Origin of the sequence: Dactylosporangium cerinum (assembly GCF_042653625.1) — a bacterium.
In the GTDB taxonomy this organism is placed as follows: Bacteria; Actinomycetota; Actinomycetes; order Mycobacteriales; family Micromonosporaceae; genus Dactylosporangium; species Dactylosporangium cerinum.
The window spans coordinates 36537-50579 of record NZ_JBHSIU010000091.1 but is presented as its reverse complement, the minus strand read 5'-3'; the positions used below and the strand labels follow the sequence as shown (position 1 = coordinate 50579).

Here is a 14043-nt window from a genome sequence, read left to right as displayed (position 1 = left end):
GAAATCAGTCGGCGAGGAACTGCTCCAGCAGGTTGGGAACGGCGGTGCGGGCCACCCGGATCGCCTCGGCGTCGGGGACGTCGAGGATGGAGTACCCCTGTCGGCCGCCGGCCGTGGTGGCCACCAGTGTGGTCAGGCCGGCCCGGCGCTGGAACACCGACGTGGTCAGGTTCCAGCCGATGACCGCGTCGGTGCGCAGGATGTAGCGGCGGCGGACCAGGCTGCCGTGCCGGCTGACCAGCCAGCCGGCGGTGAGGGCGTGACCGAGGGACCCGGCCCGGTCCCAGGCGAGGAGCGCGCCGAGTGGCAGCAGCGCCGCCGTCGTCCAGAACGCCCACCAGGGGGCACCGGCGAAGAGCACGAACGCCAGGGCGATCAGCATCAGGATCGTGCTGCCGGTGCCGGCGCGGGTGAACCTGCGCAGGCGGGCTCGGGGGCCGTGCCGGGTCAGCGGCACGGTCAGCGGGTCCGCGTCGCCGATGACCGTGCCGGCCACATCCACCGCGACGGCCCGGGGTGCGGGTGGCAGCAGGATCGAACCGCCGCGCTCGGCGCCCCGGCCGACCCGCAGGCCGGTGGCGACGGCCAGGACCCGGGCGCCGCGCACGGCCCGCAGCAGCAGCGGTTCGCTGAGCTCCACGCCACGCAGCCGGCGTTCCTCGATGGTGGTGTTGCGGGTGGTGAGCAGGCCACGCCGCACGTGCAGGGTGCCGCTGCTGTGCCGGCTCAGCCGGAAGTTCCAGAACGCGAGCACGTAGCCGACGGTGGACGCGATCGCGGTGAACACGACCACCGCAGCCGTCACCAGGAGGATCGCCACCGGCAGCGGCCGGTCGCGCAGGTACTCGATCGAGTCGTGCACGACGCCGATCTTCGTGAGGTCGACGTGGCCCTCGTTGACCAGGCGGGACCCGATGCCGAACAGCACACCGATCGTGAGCAGGCCGGAGAGTGTGAACGGGCCGTACCTGATCCAGGCCGGGCGCATGGCCGCCAGCAGCGTCTCGGACGAGGCTTCGGCCGGCTGGGACGGCGCCGAAACGGCGCCTGAGATCGGGCGGTGCAGCAGTTCACGGTGCAGGTTCTCGGCGGCGGCGGCGCTGAGCCCGTCGAGCTTCACGCCGTCGTTCTTCTTGTCGGTCTTGCCGGTGCCGACGGTGACCCGGGCCAGGCCGAAGATCCGGTGCAGCACGTGCGACGTGACGTCCACGGTGCGGATCCTGTCCCGCGGCACGGTCAGTGTCCGCCGGCGGAGCATGCCCCGGCGCACCTGCACGGAGTCCGGGGTGATCCGGAACGAGGTGGTGAAGTAGCGCAGGAAGCCGATCACGATGCCGATGCCGCCGATGCCCAGCGCCCACCAGCCGCCTTCGCCGCCGGCGCCGTTGCGGAGCCCGACGAGCACCGCGATCAGCGGGAAGATCAGCCGCCGCAGCTCCATCACCGGGTGCACCGCCAGCATCCGCGGGCTCAGCCGGCGCCAGCGCTGTTCGGTGTCGGTGACCGGCGAAGCGGCGGAGTCGATCGCGGTGGTCACGTCGCGTCCCCGGTGCTCTGGCCGACCCGGGTGGTCAGGTCGGCGACCAGCTGGTCGGCGTCCTTCGCGGCCAGGCCTTCGATCTTGAGGGGGCCGGCCGCCGACGCGGTGGTCACGGTCACGTTCGCCAGCTTGAACAGCTGCTCGATCGGCCCGCGTTCGCTGTCCACGGTCTGCACCCGGGAGATCGGCGCGATCCGCCGCTCCTGGCTGAGCCAGCCGGTCTGGGTGTACACCGCGGTGTCGGTGGCTTCCCAGCGGTGCACCCGGTACCGCCACTGCGGCATCACCGACAGGTGCGCGGCGGCCAGCACCAGCCATGCCGCGCCGACGACGAGGTGGGGCAGGCGCGAGCCGTCGCTGTCGATGAACCACCATGCCGCCTGCGGCGCGAGCAGCACGACCCACAGCACCGCGGCCCTCGCCGCCCAGTACCACAGGGCACGGGGGCTGGCCCGGTGCAGGGGAGGCCGTAGCCGCACCACATCTGCCGTCATTGTCATGCCTTTCACCTTCGCATCCGGACCCCCTTCATCATCGGCCCGTTGGTCGTGGGATCGGCAGTACAAATGTCATAGGTGGAGCCGCGCGGCCTGAGACTCCAGGTAATGCTGCTCCGGTCGGCTGAGCGTGCGCCGGGCGGCCAGCCGGTACTGCTCCCGCGCCCCGGCCTTGTCGCCGGCCAGCTCCAGCAGGTGGGCCCGCACCGCCGCGGTCCGGTGGTGCCGGGCCAGCACCGGGTCCCCGGCGGTCCGGTCCAGCGCGGCGAGCCCGGCCTCCGGGCCGTCGACCATGGCACCGGCCACGATCCCGTTCAGCGTGACCATGGGGCTCGGGGCGAGCACGTGCAGCATCCCGTACAGGGCGAGGATCTGCGGCCAGTCGGTGTCCTCGGCGCGCGCTGCCTCGTCGTGCACCGCCGCGATCGCGGCCTGCAGCTGGAACGGGCCGATCGGGGCGTGCGCCAGCGTGTGGGTGATGATCGCGACGCCTTCGGCGATCGCGGCCGCGTCCCAGCGGCTGCGGTCCTGCTCGGCGAGCGGGACCAGGGTGCCGTCCGGCCCGGTGCGTGAGGGCCGGCGCGCGTCGGTGAGCAGCATCAACGCGAGCAGCCCGGCCACCTCGCCGTCGTCCGGCAGGCGCCGGTGCAGCTGCCGGGTCAGCCGGATCGCCTCCCGGGTCAGCTCCACCCGGTTCAGCGCGTCGCCGGAGCTGGCCGTGTAGCCCTCGTTGAAGATGAGGTACAGCACGTGCCGGACCGCGGTGAGGCGCTCGCCGAGCTCGCCCGGTGCGGGCAGCTCGAACCGGGTGCCGGTGTCACGGATCCGCTGTTTGGCCCGGCTGATCCGCTGGCCGACGGTGGCCTCCGGCAGCAGCAGCGCCCGGGCGATCTCCGCGGTGCTGAGCCCGCCGACCGCCCGCAGGGTGAGCGTGATCTGCGCCGGCACGCTCAGCGCGGCGTGGCAGCACAGCAGCAGCAACGCCAGCTCGTCGTCGCCGCGGACCTCCGGCGCGGGTTCGTGCTGGACCGCCTCCTCGCGGCGGCGGCGGGCCGTCTCGTTGCGCAGCAGCTCCACCCGCCGACGGCCCGCCACGGTGATCAGCCAGTTCCGCGGGTGCTCCGGAACGCCGGTCTCCGGCCACTGCCGGGCGGCCGTGATCAACGCCTCCTGGACCGCGTCCTCGCAGGCCTCGAAGTCGCCGTAGCGGCGCACGACGGCGGCCAGGACCCGCGGCGCGCACTCGCGCAGCAGGTCCGGCAGCCCGGTCACGCCTCCCACGTGCTCATGTCGAGAATCGGGCGCACCTCGACCCGGGTGTACGCGGCGTCCGGCGCCTTCGCAGCCCAGGCGACCGCCTCGTCGAGATCCGCGACGTCGATCAGGTAGAAGCCGGCCAGGTGTTCCTTGACCTCGGCGTACGGGCCGTCGGAGGTGATCGTCCTACCGTCGCGCACCGACACCTGGGTGGCCAGCGCCGGGTCGCCGAGACCTTCGCTGACCACGAGCACGCCGGCCTCCCGCATCTCGTCGGACAGTCGCAGGTGACCGACACCGAAGTCGGTGCGTTGCTGGTCGGTCAGCGTCTCCCAGACGGCGAGGGACTGCGGGTTCGACTGGATCAGGATCAGGTACTTCATGACTGCTCTCCATTCTCTCTTGCCGGGATGTCGAAACCGGCCGGCCCGGCTTCGACATCCCAGGCAAAGAGAAAAGGGAGGACCCGTCATGGACGAGATCCGGGAAGTCATCGAGGGCAAGGCCGCGCTGCTGCAGGAAGGTGACGCCAAGGCCATCCTGTCGCACTACGCGCCCGGCTACGTCGAGTTCAGCCTCGCCCCGCCGCTGCGCCAGCCCGCCGACGGGCAGAACCCGGGCACGCTGGACGCCTGGATCGCCACCTTCGAGGCGCCGCCGCGCCGCGAGGTCACCCAGCTGGAGATCACCACGGACGGCGACGTGGCGTTCGCGACCAGCCTCGACTGCCTGACCGCGGTGCCGCGCGGCTCCACCGAGGGCTTCACCCTGTGGTTCCGGGTGACGCTGGGGCTGCGCCGCATCGACGGGCGCTGGCTGGTGACGCACGAGCACGAGTCGGTGCCGTTCGAGATGGACGGCTCGTTCCGCGCCTCGACCGGGCTGACCCCCACCGGCTGAGGCCCGCCGCCGCGCGGCGCCGGGCCTCAGTGCGACGTCAGGCGGCGGTGGCGTCCGCCGCGGCGAGCAGCTCGCGGATCACCTGGGCGCCCGCCGGCGTGCCCGCAACCACGCCGTGGGTGCCATACGGGCGCACGTAGACCGGGGTGTCCCGCTGCGTGCGCCGGTTCTCGGCGAGCGGGCCGGCGTCAACGGCGTCGAAGCCGAGGCTGTCGAGCAGCTCGGTGACCGCCTGCTTGGCGGCGGCGTCATCACCGGCGATCGGCAGCGCCGACCGGTCCGCGCTGCCGGCCGGGCGGGCGAGGGAGCGCAGGTGCTCGAACCAGATGTTGTTGAACCCCTTCACCACGTGGGCCTGCGGGAGGTGCTGCTGCAGCAGCTCGCCGGTGGTGGTGGAGCCGTCCTCCAGTGCGTCGATGACGCCGTCGCGGTCCGGGTAGTAGTTGTTGGTGTCGATGACCACCTTGCCCGCGAGGGGCTGCACCGGGACGTCCTGGTACGCGCGCAGCGGCACGGTCACCACCACGATGTCGCCGGCCGCGGCGGCCTCGGCAGGGGTCGCGGCGCGTGCCTTCGGCCCCAGCTCGGACACCAGGTCCTGGAGGGTCTGTGGGCCACGCGAGTTGCTCAGCACCACGTCGTGGCCGGCGGCGACCGCGAGCCGTGCCACTGTGCTGCCGATGTTGCCGCTGCCGATGAGTCCGATCGTCGTCATGTCAGCGCGAACCCCGGTGATCCTGGACCGATTCCCGGCCGGCGGCACATCGTGACGGGCACCACACCGAAAGTCCGGCATCTATGCCATGAGCTGGACTTTCAACCTAGTGGTTGACGGCCTGGTGTCGGCAGGCTACGTTTCCTTTCAACCGATGAGTTGAAACGAGGTGCCGATGGTTGCGGACACGCTGTCCCGGGTCTTTGCCGCGCTCGCGGATCCGACCCGGCGGGACATGGTGGCCCGGCTCGCCGGGGGCGACGCGACCGTGAACCAGCTCGCCGAGCCCTACGAGATGTCGCTGCAGGCCGTGTACAAGCACCTGCGCGTGCTCGAGGACGCGGGGCTGGTGAGCCGGCCCTCGGCGCCGCAGCCGCGGCCGGTGCGCCTGGAGACGGAGGTGTTCGACCTGATGGACGAGTGGATCGAGCGCTACCGCCGCCAGGCCGAGGAGCGCTACCGCCGCCTCGACGCGGTCCTGGCGCAGATGAACGAAGCGACCACCGACGAACAGGACGGAAGCACGGCATGAACACCATTGCCGAGACCACGATCGAGGCCGACCCGACGGTGCCGGTCATCCGGATCACCCGCGACTTCGCCGCCACGCCCGAGCAGCTGCTCCGCGCGCACACCGACCCGACGCTGTTCGCGCAGTGGATCGGGCCGGACGGCACGCGGGCCCGCATCGAGCACTGGGACGCGCGCAACGGCGGCAGCTGGCGATACGTGTCCGAAGGGGACGGCGAGGTGTACGCGTTCCGCGGCTGCTTCCACCAGGTCGGCCCGGATCGCATCGTGCAGACGTCCGCGTTCGAGCGCAACCCCGACGTCGTGGCGCTGGAGACGCTGCGGTTCGAGGCCCTCGGCCCCGGTCGCACCCGCCTGCACGCACAGTCCCTCGTGGACACGTTCGAGCGCCGCAACGCCATACTGCTCAGCGGCATGCGGACCGGCCTCGACGCCGGCCACGCCAAACTCGACCGGATGCTGGCCGATGGCACTGTCTGACCGTCCCGCCGAGCGGCACCGGCAGATCTGCCGGGTGTTCACGCAACGGGTCCGTGGCACCCGGCAGTGGGACGCGCCGTCGCCGGTCGACGGCTGGACCGCCCGCGATGTCGTGCGGCACCTCATCGAATGGTTCCCCTACTTCCTCGCCGAGGGCACCGGCATCAAGCTGCCACCCGGACCGTCGGTGGACGACGACCCGGTCGCCGCGTGGCAGCACCATGTCGACGCCGTGCAGGCGGTGCTCGACGAGCCGGGCCCCGTCCGGGTCTTCAGCCATCCGTACATCGGCGAACTCCCGCTGGACCGCGCGATCGACCAGTTCTACGCGACGGACGTCTTCATGCACACCTGGGACCTCGCCCGCGCCACCGGCCAGGACGACCGGCTGGATCCGCAGGAGTGCGCCAACCTGTTCGCCGGGATGGAGTCGATGGAGGAGGTCATCCGCTCGTCGGGACAGTACGGTCCCCGGGTCCCGGTCCGGCCCGACGCGGATGCGCAGACGAAGTTGCTGGGGTTCATCGGCCGCGATCCGGCCTGGGGGAGAGACTCGTGATGCTCGCGAACAAGAACGCCATCGTCTACGGTGCCGGCGGAGCGGTCGGCTCGGGCATCGCCAAGGCCTTCGCGAGGGAAGGTGCCACGGTCTTCCTGACCGGACGCACCCAGGACACCCTCGACAGGCTGGCGAAGGAGATCGCCGAGGCCGGCGGCGCAGCCGAGGTGGCGGTGGTCGATGCGCTCGACGAGACCGCAGTGGAGGAACACGCCGCGACCGTGGCCGCCCGGGGCGGCATCCACGTCTCCCTCAACCTCGCCAACCGCGGCGACGTCCAAGGAATCCCGCTGGTCGACATGACGACGGCGGACTTCACCCGCGCCATCACGACCGGGGTCACGACGACCTTCATCACCACGCGCGCGGCCGCCCGCCACATGACCGGCCAAGGATCCGGCGTGATCCTCGCGCTGAACAGCGGCTCCGCCCAGGGAAGCCCCATGCTGGGCAGCACCGGCCCCGCCGACGCGGCGATCGACACCTACATCCGCAACCTGGCCGTCGAGGTCGGCCCCGCCGGGGTGCGGGTCCTGGGCATCTGGGCGGCCGGGATCCCCGAAACGCTGACCAGGGAGCGCGTCGCCTCGGTCAACAGCACCATGCAGCTGGACGACGCGGCCCTGCAGGGCATCCTCGGCCATCTCGACGGGCTGCGGATCACGCGACGGTCGCCGTCCCTGGCCGAGGTCGCGGAGGTGGCCGTGTTCCTGGCCTCCGACCGGTCCGCCGGCATGACCGGCACATTCACCAACGTCACGCAGATGTTCCCCAGCTGAAGCGGCGAGGAGCCCGGTATGGACACCACCTCGATCAGTCCCCAGGTCACCGGCGGCGACACCGTCGCCAGGCGCCTCATCGCGTGCGGCGTCGTCGCCGGCCCGCTGTTCATCGGCGCGTCGCTGATCCAGGCGCTCACCCGCAGCGGGTTCTCACTGACCCGGCACGCCATCAGCCTGCTGCTCCTCGGCGACGCCGGCTGGATCCAGTTCGCCAACTTCGTGGTGACCGGCCTGCTGGCCGTCGCCTTCGCCGTCGGGGTGTGGCGGCTGCGGCACGGGACGTGGGCGCCGGTGCTCATCGGTGCGTACGGGGTGCTGCTCATCGCCGCCGGCTGCTGCAGGCCCGACCCGGCGGACGGCTTCCCACCCGGCACCCCCGACGGCGCCGCGGCCACCATGAGCGGGCACGCCGGCCTGCACTCCCTGGCGTTCTTCGGGCTGGTCCTCGCGGTGATCGTGGCGTGCTTCGGGTACGCCCGGCAGTTCCGCGCACGCAACCTGCGGGCCTGGGCACGGTACTGCGTCGCCACCGGACTCGGCACGCCCGTCCTGCTCGTCGCGGGGATGGCACTGTCGGCCACCGGCAACGGCGGCATACCGCTGCTGGGCGTGGCGGTCGCCACCTCCGCATGGCTCACGGCAATGGCGGTGCACCTCCGCGCGCAGGCATGAGCGCCGAGCCACTGGACGCGACGTTCGCCGCCCTCGCCGACCCGACGCGGCGGGCGATGCTCACCCGGCTGGCGGCGGGCGAGGCCACGATGACGGAGCTGGCCGCGCCGTTCGCCATGAGCCAGCCCGCGATCTCGAAACACCTGAAGGTGCTGGAGCGGGCCGGGCTCATCTCCCGTGGCCGCTCAGCGCAACGGCGGCCGTGCCGGCTCGAGGCCCACCCGCTGGAGGCGGCGATCGGCTGGCTCGAGCAGCACCGCCGCCACTGAGCAAGGCATGACGTTCACGTTGTGGCGTCGAGGCGCGCGAACGGGCCTGGACCGTCGTGCGGCTCCGGCGGGGCGCCGAGGTGGCGCACGCGCAGGTCGTCCATGAGCTCCTCGAGGAACGCCGGGCCCTCGTCGCGCATGAACTGCTGCCGGCTGCGGAGCTCGTCGCTGCCGGGGCGCCAGTCGAGGCCCCAGTTGCCGAGGGCGTGGATGATCGGCAGCGTCTGGATGCCGGCCTCGGTGAGGCTGTAGCGGGCGCGCTGGCCGCGGGCGGCGGTGCCGCGGGTGAGGATCCCCGCCTCGACGAGCCGCACGAGGCGGTCGGCGAGGATGTTCGAGGCGATGCCCTCGGCCGACCCGGTGAGCAGCGCCCGGAAGTAGCGGCGGTCGCCGAAGATGACGTCGCGGAGCACCAGGAGCGACCAGCGATCGCCGAGCACCTCGACAGCGGCGTTGATCGGACACCCGGACCGTGGTTCCACCGTTCCTCCTTGACAGGCACCTCGCCCCCAATATAGTGATTGCAGAACGCAATCACTAGGGGACGGGGGGAGCGGATGGGCCGGTTCATTTACTCGATGAACGTGTCCCTCGACCTGCGGATCGAACAGGTCCCCGGCGACAACGGCGCCGGCGAGTGGCTGCGCATCGACGAGGAACTGCACCGCGCGGCCAACGCGCTGACCCGCGACCTCACGCTGATGGTCCACGGCCGGGTCTTCTACGAGGTCATGGAGGAGTTCTGGCCACGGACGCACGAGGACCCGTCGCTGCCGGACTACATGCATGAGTACGGCGAACTCTGGACCGCCAAGCCCAAGGTGCTCGTCTCCCGCACCCGCCACACCACCGAGCACAACACCCGGACCATCGGCGGCGACGACGCGATCGAGCAGCTCGCCGCCCTGCGGGCCGGGACCGACGGCAGCGTCAGTGTCGGCGGCGCGGCGCTCGCCACCCAGCTGCTGCGGGCCGGGCTGCTCGACGAACTGATGCTGTGGACCCACCCGGCGTTCCTCGGCTACGGCCGGCCCCTGTTCGACGACTACGAGATGCCGATCGACCTCGAACTGCTCGAGCAACGATCGTTCAAGCAGGGCGTCACGATGCACCGTTACGCCATCCAGGACGCAAGGGAGACGAACCAGTGCTGACGCAGATCGCGGACGGTGTACTGGTCCACGAGAGCGAGTTCGTCCAGAGCAACGCCATCGTCGTGCAGGGCCGCGCCGGCGTGCTGCTCATCGACCCCGGGGTGCAGGACCACGAACTGACCTGCCTCGCGAACGACCTCCGCGAGCTGGGCCAGCCCGTCGTCGCGGGCTTCTCGACCCATCCGCACTGGGACCACATGCTCTGGCACGCCGAGTTCGGCGACGCCCCGCGATACGGCACGGCCCGCTGTGAGGCGGCCGTCCGCGACGAGCTGTCCGACCCGGACGCGAAGGCCAACATCATCGAGCACCTGGCCGAGACCGGCATCGCCGACAAGGTCCCGCTGGACCTGTATGGCCTCATCACCGCCCTGCCCACCGGGACGGCGCTCATCCCATGGGACGGCCCTCAGGTCCGGATCCTCGAACATCAGGCGCACGCCCCGGGCCATGCGGCGCTGTTCATCGAGGAACGCCGGGTCCTCGTCGCCGGCGACATGCTCTCCGACGTCCTGATCCCGATGCTCGACCTGCACGGCACCGCCGACCCGGTCGAGGGCTACCTCGCCGCGCTGCGGCTGCTGGAAGGCGTGGCGGGCGGCGCCGACGCCGTCGTCCCCGGCCACGGGTCGGTCGGCGGAGCCGGTCAGGCGCAGGCCCGGATCGACCTGGACCGGGCGTACGTGCTCGCCCTGCGCGACGGCCGTGCCCCCGAAGACCCGCGGATCGGCCCGTCCGCCAAGCCCGACTGGACGTGGGTCGGCGACGTGCACGACGGGCAGGCCCACCGCCTCGCCGAACGCATCAACCGCGGCGGCAAGGGCACCGTGACGCGCTGACACCGGTTGATCTGACCCGCTACTTCGATGACATTTTGTCGGTACCGCGGCCGCGCCGGCGCACCTTGGTCAGGGTCACGAACCTGATCGCGGCCATGGCGGTGATCGTGGTCGGACCGTGGCTCCACCAGTTCGCGCGAGGCCGCTGGCGCGCCGGGCCGACCTCGCCAGGATCCGGGCAAGATGGCTCCGTGAGCGACGACGAAGACACCGGCCGGCCGGTCCTGCGCATCGCCGGGCCGGACGACGCGGTGGCGCTGATGCAGCTGAAGCAGCGCCTGGACGACGAGACCTCGTTCATGCTCCTGGAGCCGGACGAACGGGACACCTCGACCCAGACGCTGGCTCGTCATCTGGAGGACGTGCGCCGGTCGGAGAACTCAGTGGTGATCGTGGCCGGCCAGCCCGGCGAGCTGGCCGGATATGTGGAGCTGGCCGGGGGGAAGTTCCGGCGGAACCGGTCCACGACCCACGTCATCATCGGCGTCCTGGCCGAAGCGAGCGGCAAGGGCGTCGGCACCAGCTTGCTGGCGGAGGCACAGCGCTGGGCGGCCGCCCGCGGCCTGCACCGGATCGAGCTCAACGTGATGGCCCACAATTACCGGGCGATCGCCCTGTACGAGCGCATGGGCTTCGTCCACGAAGGCCGCCGCGTGGGCTGCCTGCTGATCGACGGCACGTTCCGCGACGAGCTGTACATGGCCATGATCCTGCCGGGCTCGCAATCGCCGCGACCATGACGGCCGCGTCGGTAGGCTGGCTCCATGGTGGTGGTCGACGCGTACGCGGCGTTGGACGAGGGCTTCCGACGGTGGGGGCCGGTTCCGGACGCCGAGCTTGCGATGGCGCACGCGATCTTCCACCCGCAGCGGGTGCCGGCCCGGACCCTGCTGCAACGCGCCGGCGCGCCGGTGGAGCACGTGTCGTTCATCGTGCGCGGGTTGACCCGCATGTTCTACGTGGGCGAGGGCGGGGTTGAGCGCACGAAGGGGTTCCGGGCGGAGGGCGAGCTCGTCTGCTCCTACGCCGCCGCGCTCAGCGGTACACAGTCCCAGCAGTTCATCGAGGCGCTGGAGCCGGCCGAGCTGCTGACCGCGTCCAGGCCGGCGTTTGCTCAGCTTTGCGCAGGTCACCCGGCTTGGGCGGCGGTGCTCGGCGCGATGACCGAGCGGCTGTTCCTGGACGAGGAGCGCCGCCATCGGCAGCTGTTGACCGAAGATGCCACGACCCGGTACCGCGCGTTCGTCACCGGGCAGCCGGCCCTGGCCGCGCGGCTCACGCAGCGCCAGATCGCCGCCTACGTCGGTGTGTCCGCTGAGGCGTTGAGCCGGATCCGCACCGCGCTGGCGGCTCGGTGACCCAGGTCTCCCGCCGGTGTTGATGTAGGTCAACGCCGACGAGGGGCCCGGCTTCGTAGCGTCGGGGCATGAACGAACGAGAGATGATCGCGGTCGGCGTCGAGACGTTCGGAGGGCCGCTGCGCACGCTGCGGCTGCCGGTGACCGCGGCGGGACCCGGCGAGGTGCTGGTCCGGGTCGCGGCCGCCGCGGTCAACCCGGCCGATCTGGGGATGGTCGCCGGCCGGTACCGCTGGAACGACGAGGTCCGGTTTCCGCTGGTGCCCGGCTATGACGTGGCCGGGACCGATGAAGCCACCGGCCAGCCGGTGGTCGCGTTCACCGCGCACAAGTCGACGCAGCGTGGCGGGTACGCCGAGTTCGTCACCCTCCCCGCCGACCTGGTCGTGCCGCTGCCCGACGGGGTGGCGGCGGTCGACGCGGCGCCGCTGCCGCTGGCCGGGATGACCGCGTTGCAGGCACTCGACGCGATCGATGAGGTGGACACGCTGCTGGTCAACGGTCCGCGCGGCGCGGTCGGCAGCCTGATCGTGCAACTGGCCACCGCCCGCGGCACGACGGTCGTGCCGGCCGACGACCCCGGTCCGGTCGACGCGGCTGTCGACGTCGTGGGTGGCGCTGTGGCGCGGGCAGCGTTTGACCGGGTGCGTGACCACGGCCGGTACGCCACCGTCGTCCCGGAGTTCTGGGTCCCAGGTGGCCCGTTCGCCGCCGATCGCGGAATCACACCGCAGGTTGTGTCGGTACGTCACGACCGGAACGGCCTGGTGGAGCTGGTCGAGCACCTCGCCGCCGGTACGCTCACCGCCAAGGTCGGCTTGGTCCTGCCGCTCACGGACGCGGCGCAGGCGCACCGGATCGTCGGGAGGTCCGAAGGGGCGCCGAAGGTCACCGGCAAGATCGTCCTCGTGCCCTGAGCGTGTGCTTGAGGAGTGGGTCTGTGAACCGTTTCCGGCCGTTGATCTTCTTGCCCGCGCGTCGTAGCCTCGGCTGCCGCGCCCGACGGTGTCGGCGTCCTTGACGCTTTGGGAGTCGATGATGCCCGCGCTGGGTTGCGGGTTGCGGCCCTGCTGTATCCGCGCTCGCTCCCGCAGCGTGGTGAGCATCGCCTCGGTGACCTTGGCCTCTTCCCACTGCTTGAAGTACCAGTCGTCGGTCAGGTCTGAGGGGTACCGCCACGGCCGGAGCATCCGGCCACGTCGGCGGCATCGGCATCGGCGGTCGCGTAGGCACGCCGATGCACCCTCATCGGAGCTTGTCCCAGAATTCCCACTCCTTGCCGTCGTGGTCGGGACACTGCTGGCTGAGCTGCTGGCTGGCCAGCGAAGGTGCGCTGCGTTCAGCCCCGACCGGGGTGTAGTACAACTCGAACGCCCGACGGCAGCTCCCACAGAGGATCCTGACGGTCCTGGGGTCGCGGCTCAGCACGTAGCGCTCCGCGTCGAGCGGGATCCACGGGCTCGGCTCGGTAGCCCAGCCGGCGTCGTAACGCTGCACCGCTTCGACGAACTCCGCGGGCGGCCGGTAGTCGTGCGCGGTGACGTAGTGCCAGATCAGCGCCGGTGCCGCGAACATCACGCCCGGCCGGGCCGGCACCCTGATCTGGCGGAACGCAAGCCAGGGCCGCCCGTCTGGCCGCGGATCGGCGACGATATTCGCGTCCGAAGGGCAGAACTCACAGGGGTGGAGGCCTCGCGTCTCGTTGACGCATGGGTTGCCGATGACATCGAGCAACGCGCTGGCGAACCCGTCCGGGACCGGGCCTGTGTCGAACGGCTGCGAGGCGTCCAGCCAGCCGACGTTGAGCCGCTCGTACCGCGGTCGGTAGTTCAGCGTGCCCCATTCGTATCTAACGAAGTCGTGATCGTCGCGCGAGTACGCGTAGGGCGTCAGGTCCGCGAAGTAGGTCACCGAGGCAAGATACGGCGTTGGGTGCGATAAGCGGCCGATGAGGTCGGTCATGCGGTCGAGACCTGCACGTCGGTCAGGCCCGATGAGCAACACCGCAGCCGGGACGTCCGGCTACCTTGGCGGCATCGACGCCGCCGGTTACGCCCGACGACAAACAGACCCACATCTCAAACACGCTCTGAGCGCTTCAGAACGTGGTGGCCGGATGGAGCTGAGCGTTCGGGCTCGATCGATCGAGCCATATCTCCTCGGATTCATGACGTTGCTCCGTTCTGACGTGGGGGACGAGGATGTGTGGTGGTTCAGCGGCTGGCGGTGCGGGCCAGCAGGCGGCTGCGGAGCCGGTGCAGCTGGGGCATGAGCCCGTACATGACGATGGGCACGGCGATCGTGGACAGCACGAGCGTGCGCAGGACGGGTGTGAGGGCGCCGAGCCAGTCGCCGAGCGCCACGTTGAGGACCGTCAGGGTGGGGAAGACGGCGAGCCAGATCATGACGGCGAGCTGGTGCCTGGTGGGGGGTCCGGCCACGGCCGGTCGAGGGTGGGTTTCCGGGTTTGGCGTGGTCATGGTGTCTCCG

General features: G+C 71.3%; 19 protein-coding genes and 2 pseudogenes. 12 read left to right on the top strand and 9 right to left on the bottom strand.

Going from position 1 to position 14043, the window contains the following annotated elements:
* Window positions 1-4: 4 nt before the first annotated feature.
* The 4 genes from ACFPIJ_RS50910 to ACFPIJ_RS50895 all read right to left on the bottom strand — a co-directional run bounded on the left by ACFPIJ_RS50910 (window position 5) and on the right by ACFPIJ_RS50895 (window position 3677).
* On the bottom strand, window positions 5-1537 hold the full coding sequence (locus tag ACFPIJ_RS50910; RefSeq protein ID WP_380126717.1) for a PH domain-containing protein: 1533 nt from the start codon (window positions 1535-1537) through the stop codon (window positions 5-7).
* Window positions 1534-2040 (bottom strand): PH domain-containing protein, encoded by a 507-nt coding sequence (locus ACFPIJ_RS50905; RefSeq protein WP_380126716.1) that lies wholly within the window; start codon window positions 2038-2040, stop codon window positions 1534-1536. Before ACFPIJ_RS50905 ends, ACFPIJ_RS50910 begins: the two co-directional genes overlap by 4 nt.
* A 69-nt stretch (window positions 2041-2109) precedes the next feature.
* A complete protein-coding gene (locus ACFPIJ_RS50900) occupies window positions 2110-3318 on the bottom strand; it encodes an RNA polymerase sigma factor (RefSeq protein WP_380126714.1) in 1209 nt (402 codons plus the stop codon).
* A complete protein-coding gene (locus ACFPIJ_RS50895; RefSeq protein WP_380126713.1) occupies window positions 3306-3677 on the bottom strand; it encodes a YciI family protein in 372 nt (123 codons plus the stop codon). The genes ACFPIJ_RS50900 and ACFPIJ_RS50895 overlap by 13 nt, the downstream gene beginning before the upstream one ends.
* Window positions 3678-3765: 88 nt before the next feature.
* Here ACFPIJ_RS50895 and ACFPIJ_RS50890 point away from each other — a divergent pair, with 88 nt between their 5' ends.
* The gene (locus ACFPIJ_RS50890; protein WP_380126712.1) at window positions 3766-4194 is read left to right on the top strand and encodes a YybH family protein; all 429 of its coding nucleotides are present in this window, start codon (window positions 3766-3768) and stop codon (window positions 4192-4194) included.
* 37 nt (window positions 4195-4231) lie between these two features.
* Here the strand turns inward: ACFPIJ_RS50890 and ACFPIJ_RS50885 are convergent, their stop codons facing one another.
* On the bottom strand, window positions 4232-4990 hold the full coding sequence (locus ACFPIJ_RS50885) for an NADPH-dependent F420 reductase (protein WP_380126711.1): 759 nt from the start codon (window positions 4988-4990) through the stop codon (window positions 4232-4234).
* Between the two features lie 94 nt (window positions 4991-5084).
* Here ACFPIJ_RS50885 and ACFPIJ_RS50880 point away from each other — a divergent pair, with 94 nt between their 5' ends.
* From ACFPIJ_RS50880 to ACFPIJ_RS50855, 6 genes and pseudogenes are all read left to right on the top strand, one after another.
* Window positions 5085-5441 carry an ArsR/SmtB family transcription factor gene (locus tag ACFPIJ_RS50880; RefSeq protein ID WP_380126710.1) on the top strand — a complete coding sequence of 119 codons (357 nt, stop codon included), beginning with the start codon at window positions 5085-5087 and terminating at the stop codon, window positions 5439-5441.
* Window positions 5438-5920, top strand: a complete 483-nt coding sequence (locus tag ACFPIJ_RS50875) for an SRPBCC domain-containing protein (protein WP_380126709.1) — start codon at window positions 5438-5440, stop codon at window positions 5918-5920. The genes ACFPIJ_RS50880 and ACFPIJ_RS50875 overlap by 4 nt, the downstream gene beginning before the upstream one ends.
* Window positions 5907-6479, top strand: a complete 573-nt coding sequence (locus tag ACFPIJ_RS50870; RefSeq protein ID WP_380126708.1) for a TIGR03086 family metal-binding protein — start codon at window positions 5907-5909, stop codon at window positions 6477-6479. Before ACFPIJ_RS50875 ends, ACFPIJ_RS50870 begins: the two co-directional genes overlap by 14 nt.
* A complete protein-coding gene (locus ACFPIJ_RS50865) occupies window positions 6479-7258 on the top strand; it encodes an SDR family NAD(P)-dependent oxidoreductase (RefSeq protein WP_380126752.1) in 780 nt (259 codons plus the stop codon). The genes ACFPIJ_RS50870 and ACFPIJ_RS50865 overlap by 1 nt, the downstream gene beginning before the upstream one ends.
* Before the next feature lie 18 nt (window positions 7259-7276).
* Window positions 7277-7933, top strand: a complete 657-nt coding sequence (locus ACFPIJ_RS50860) for a DUF998 domain-containing protein (protein ID WP_380126707.1) — start codon at window positions 7277-7279, stop codon at window positions 7931-7933.
* Window positions 7930-8199 (top strand): annotated as a pseudogene (locus ACFPIJ_RS50855) (ArsR/SmtB family transcription factor); the annotation flags it as partial. The gene ACFPIJ_RS50860 and the pseudogene ACFPIJ_RS50855, both read left to right, overlap by 4 nt.
* Window positions 8200-8216: 17 nt before the next feature.
* Here the strand turns inward: ACFPIJ_RS50855 and ACFPIJ_RS50850 are convergent.
* On the bottom strand, window positions 8217-8684 hold the full coding sequence (locus ACFPIJ_RS50850; RefSeq protein WP_380126706.1) for a winged helix-turn-helix transcriptional regulator: 468 nt from the start codon (window positions 8682-8684) through the stop codon (window positions 8217-8219).
* Between the two features lie 75 nt (window positions 8685-8759).
* On the opposite strand from ACFPIJ_RS50850, the gene ACFPIJ_RS50845 reads away from it, so the two are divergent.
* From ACFPIJ_RS50845 to ACFPIJ_RS50825, 5 genes are all read left to right on the top strand, one after another.
* Window positions 8760-9356, top strand: coding sequence for a dihydrofolate reductase family protein (locus ACFPIJ_RS50845; RefSeq protein ID WP_380126705.1), 597 nt, complete (start codon window positions 8760-8762; stop codon window positions 9354-9356).
* Complete coding sequence (locus ACFPIJ_RS50840; protein WP_380126704.1) at window positions 9350-10195, top strand: MBL fold metallo-hydrolase; 846 nt, start codon at window positions 9350-9352, stop codon at window positions 10193-10195. The genes ACFPIJ_RS50845 and ACFPIJ_RS50840 overlap by 7 nt, the downstream gene beginning before the upstream one ends.
* Window positions 10196-10386: 191 nt before the next feature.
* Window positions 10387-10935: a GNAT family N-acetyltransferase gene (locus ACFPIJ_RS50835; protein ID WP_380126702.1), complete on the top strand. Its 549-nt coding sequence runs from the start codon at window positions 10387-10389 to the stop codon at window positions 10933-10935.
* A gap of 24 nt (window positions 10936-10959) precedes the next feature.
* Entirely contained in the window at window positions 10960-11553 is a 594-nt protein-coding gene (locus tag ACFPIJ_RS50830) for a Crp/Fnr family transcriptional regulator (RefSeq protein ID WP_380126701.1), read from the top strand.
* 68 nt (window positions 11554-11621) lie between these two features.
* Window positions 11622-12470, top strand: coding sequence for an alcohol dehydrogenase catalytic domain-containing protein (locus ACFPIJ_RS50825; protein WP_380126700.1), 849 nt, complete (start codon window positions 11622-11624; stop codon window positions 12468-12470).
* A 13-nt stretch (window positions 12471-12483) separates the two neighbouring features.
* On the opposite strand, the pseudogene ACFPIJ_RS50820 reads toward ACFPIJ_RS50825, so the two are convergent.
* From ACFPIJ_RS50820 to ACFPIJ_RS50810, 3 genes and pseudogenes are all read right to left on the bottom strand, one after another.
* Window positions 12484-12620 (bottom strand): annotated as a pseudogene (locus ACFPIJ_RS50820) (IS5-like element ISFal3A family transposase); the annotation flags it as partial.
* Between the two features lie 178 nt (window positions 12621-12798).
* Window positions 12799-13515: a DUF7919 family protein gene (locus ACFPIJ_RS50815; protein WP_380126699.1), complete on the bottom strand. Its 717-nt coding sequence runs from the start codon at window positions 13513-13515 to the stop codon at window positions 12799-12801.
* 251 nt (window positions 13516-13766) lie between these two features.
* Window positions 13767-14033 (bottom strand): putative antibiotic biosynthesis monooxygenase, encoded by a 267-nt coding sequence (locus ACFPIJ_RS50810; protein ID WP_380126698.1) that lies wholly within the window; start codon window positions 14031-14033, stop codon window positions 13767-13769.
* Window positions 14034-14043: the final 10 nt, after the last annotated feature.